This is a genomic window from Roseateles sp. P5_B10, from assembly GCF_056400485.1.
This window is the reverse complement of record NZ_JBFULE010000807.1, coordinates 1-2,317: the sequence shown is the minus strand read 5'-3', so window position 1 is coordinate 2,317 and position 2,317 is coordinate 1. Positions and strand designations below refer to the sequence as shown.

Below are 2,317 nucleotides of genomic sequence, written 5' to 3'. Positions count from 1 at the left end.
GGTCCCAGTTCTCGGCTTTCCAGCGGTTCTGGATCTCCATGAAGCCGACCTGGGTCGGGTGGCCATAGGTCTTGACGTGGTGGTCGTACTGCCAGTTGCCCTGGATGTACATGCGCCGGGCATACCAGTCGCCCATCTCGGGCACGCATTGCGCGCTCCAGTGCGCCCAGATGCCGAACTTGGCGTCGCGGAACCAGTCCGGCGTGCGGTAGCCGTCGACAAGGGAATCCCAGTTGGCCTGGAAGGGGGCCGGCGCCGCTTGGGCGGTCGTCAGCCCGGTGGCGCCGGCGGAGGCGGCAGCGGCGCTGAGGAAGGAGCGGCGGCTCCAAGGGGCGGCGAGTTTTGCGGTCATGGCAGTCACGAGGAGAAATGCGCGGGAGGCGTTGGCTTCCCGCGCTTGGAAAAAGTGCGGGCGCCAGGCCCGCTGTCCACTGGTTGCTTATCTGGCGTGGCATTCGGCGGATGGCGCCGTCGGCCCGCTCGAATGGACCTTCACTTGGTGGCGTTGACGATGGTGCTGATCTCGTCGGGCGTCTTCACCGCGCCGGTGTTGCGGTCGATCATCTCGCCCGTGTCCCACCACATCGGCACCAGGCCGTGCAGCCAGGCCGAGCGCGTGACGTACTGCGCCCAGGCCTTGCGGTAGGGAGGCATGCCCGGGTAGTTCGGCTTGTTGTAGGCACCGTACTCGCCAACGATCACCGGCACGCCCTGGTCGACGAAGCGCGTCTTCATCTTCTGGAACTCGGCGTCCACATAGGGCTCGTTGGCCCAGGTCTCGCGGTTGGGATCGGTCGCCGAGACGCCCCACTGCCACTGGTTGCTGTTGCTGTTGAGCGTGAAGTTGTACGGGTCGTAGTAGTGGATCTCGAAGAACAGCCGGTTGGCGATCGTGTCGGTGGGCAGCACCGCAGACGCGTATGAGATATCGATGTTGGTCTCGTAGGCCTGCGCGACGAGGTGGCGCTTGGCGTTGTTGCCGCCGGTGGCGCGCACCGCGTTCACGAACGCCTGGTTGTAGCCGTTCTGGACGTTCAGCCACTCCGGGTCTTTGGGCGCGCCCCATTGCGTGTTCTCCTTGCCAACCTCGTTCATGGCGGCAAACAGCAGGTAGTCGTCGTAGTCCTTGAAGTTGTTGGCGATCTGCGTCCACAGCTTGGTCAGCCGGGCGTTGTTGGCCGGCTGGGCTGCATAGGTGGTGTTGTTCAGCCAACCGCCTTCGTGGTGCAGGTTCAGGACGACGTACAGGCCGGCGTTACGGGCGTACTTGACGACCTGTGTGACGCGTGCCATCCACACGGGGTCGATGTTGTCGTTGGCGTCGACGTGTGGCGTCCAGGTGACAGGCAGGCGGATGCTCTTGAAGCCGGCGTTCTTGATGCCGTTCATCAGCGCCTGATTGATCAATGGGTTGCCCCAGGAGGTCTCGGTCGGCGTGGCGTCCAGCGTGTTGCCGATGTTCCAGCCMGGCGACATCTCCTTGGACATCTGCATGGCGGTGATGTCGCGCATCCCGCCAGCGACGGCGATCGTGAACGACTGCAGCGTCTTGGCGCCGCATGCGTTGGTGTAGGTGGCCGTGGCCGTGCAGGCGGCGGTGGGCGTGACGGTCTGCTCGCGGGATCCGCCGGCGGTGCCGCAGCCGCTCCAGCTCCACATGCCGCCGGAGACCGGCTGCGGGCCGAGGATGGCCGACTGGCCCGCGGGGACGGAAGCCGAGGCGGTCTGCGTCCAACTGCCACCGACGTTGATGTAGGGCGTGACGGCGGTGGGCGCGCAAGTGCTGCCGCGCGTGGCCGTGGCCGAGCCGGAGTTGTAGCTGCCGGCGTTGGTCGTGAACTTGACCCAGTACCAGTAGGGCGTGCCAGTGGTGGCCGAGGCGTCGCCGTAGCTAGTGCTGGCCTTGTTGACGACCGCGATGCGGCTGCGGCCGTTGGGATCGGAATCCGTGTCTCGGTAAACCTCCAACGACTTGACGGCGCCGCTGACGGTCCAGTTCAGCTGGATGTCGTTGGCCGTGCCATTGGCCGTCAGGCAGACGGTGGCGCCGCCACCGCTGCCGCAGTTCTGGGCCTGAACGGCCGAGCCTGCACTGGCACCGAGGGCCAGGAGCAAGGTTGATAGAAGCAGTCTCATGGTCATACCTTTCCAAGCGAAGGGCTCGGCCGKTTGTCTCCTCCGGTGACGAGCGTTGTGGGAGGCCGGTCCGATGCTCGGAAGCGACCTCGACGATGACGCGTAACTTGAGTCGGCGGGCTGACGCCAGGACTTGCGCGCCAGCCCACCGAGTCATGCGTTCAATTGCTGTAGTTCACCC

2 protein-coding genes are annotated in these 2,317 nt (G+C 65.5%); both read right to left on the bottom strand.

Annotated elements, in window-relative coordinates; translation table 11 throughout:
• The coding region (locus AC1DU6_RS27900; RefSeq protein WP_477861097.1) for an alpha-L-fucosidase at positions 1-352 on the bottom strand (352 nt) is incomplete at its 3' end.
• 140 nt (positions 353-492) lie between these two features.
• Positions 493-2,136 (bottom strand): glycoside hydrolase family 5 protein, encoded by a 1,644-nt coding sequence (locus AC1DU6_RS27895; protein WP_477861095.1) that lies wholly within the window; start codon positions 2,134-2,136, stop codon positions 493-495.
• Between the last annotated feature and the right edge of the window lie 181 nt (positions 2,137-2,317).